Below are 1,032 nucleotides of genomic sequence, written 5' to 3' on the forward strand. Positions count from 1 at the left end.
TGTGACTTCTGATCAGGTTGTTCCGGCGAGAGCCTGAGCCGGTGTTCGTCGCCCGAGGCTACCATGTGGGCGCTGCTGATTGTACCAGGTCAGCCACCGCGGCAGGTCGGCGATCCGAGCATCCGATGAACTGAACGGGATCGCATAAGCCCACTCTCGCAGGAGTGTCTGGATGAAGCGCTCAGCCTTGCCGTTGGTTTTCGGCGTGTACGGTCTCGTGCGGATGTGCCGGATCCCGAGTAGCCGCAGCGCCTTGCGGAACAGTCTGGCGACGTAGCCAGACCCGTTGTCCGTCATCACCCGCTCGACCCGGATGCCTCGCGCTCTGAACCAGCGCAGAGCTCTGACCAGGAAGGCTGTGGTTGAGCGGCGGGTCTCATCCGGCAGCACCTCGACATAGGCCAGGCGAGTGGCGTCATCAATGGCCACATGGAAGCAGTCGTAGCCCGCCCCAGCACTGGGATTGCGCCGATCACCTGTGATGCGATGACCCACCCGCTCGAAGCGGGCCAGCTTCTTGATGTCCAGGTGGATCAGCTCGCCGGGGTGCTGACGCTGATAGCGCCGCGGAGGTTCCTTTGGCTCCAGGGCTGTCAGGCGGCCCAAGCCCCGTCGGGTGAGCCAGGCTGCTACAGTGGAACGGGCCAGTTTCAGCTTGCCAGCGATCTCGTCTGCCGTGAGGCGGTACTCCCGCCGCAGCATCTCCATCACGCCGATCCAGTACTCGCCCGTGCGGTTTGCCACCGTTCGCGGGCAAGAGGAACGGTTGTCCAGTCCGCTGGGCCCTTCCGCCCTGTAGCGTGCCAGCCACTTGCGGGCGGTGCGCTCGCTGATGCCGAAGCCGGCCGCCACCTCTCGGATCGGCTGGCCGTCTTCAAGGATGCGGCGGATCATTTCCGCTCGACCCAGGGGGGTCGTACGGGCATTCTGGTGCGGGTTGTTCATCTCTCAGGTCCATCAGGGGTTCGTGTCGCAACGACCACCTTCAGGCCCTCAGACGGGATGAACAACCTCCTTAGATCTCACAGCTAG

Annotated in this window: 1 protein-coding gene; it reads right to left on the bottom strand. The window is 64.1% G+C overall.

Translation table 11 applies throughout. The features are described from left to right. Positions 1–12 precede the first annotated feature (12 nt). Positions 13–945: an IS481 family transposase gene (locus tag JKL45_RS29615; protein ID WP_201865348.1), complete on the bottom strand. Its 933-nt coding sequence runs from the start codon at positions 943–945 to the stop codon at positions 13–15. Between the last annotated feature and the right edge of the window lie 87 nt (positions 946–1,032).

The organism is Microvirga soli (genome assembly GCF_016734765.1).
GTDB lineage: Bacteria > Pseudomonadota > Alphaproteobacteria > Rhizobiales > Beijerinckiaceae > Microvirga > Microvirga soli.

What these genes read in the sequence shown, in the direction of transcription:
- JKL45_RS29615 (WP_201865348.1), bottom strand. Translation starts at nt 945, where the DNA reads ATGAACAACCCGCACCAGAATGCCCGTACGACCCCCCTGGGTCGAGCG.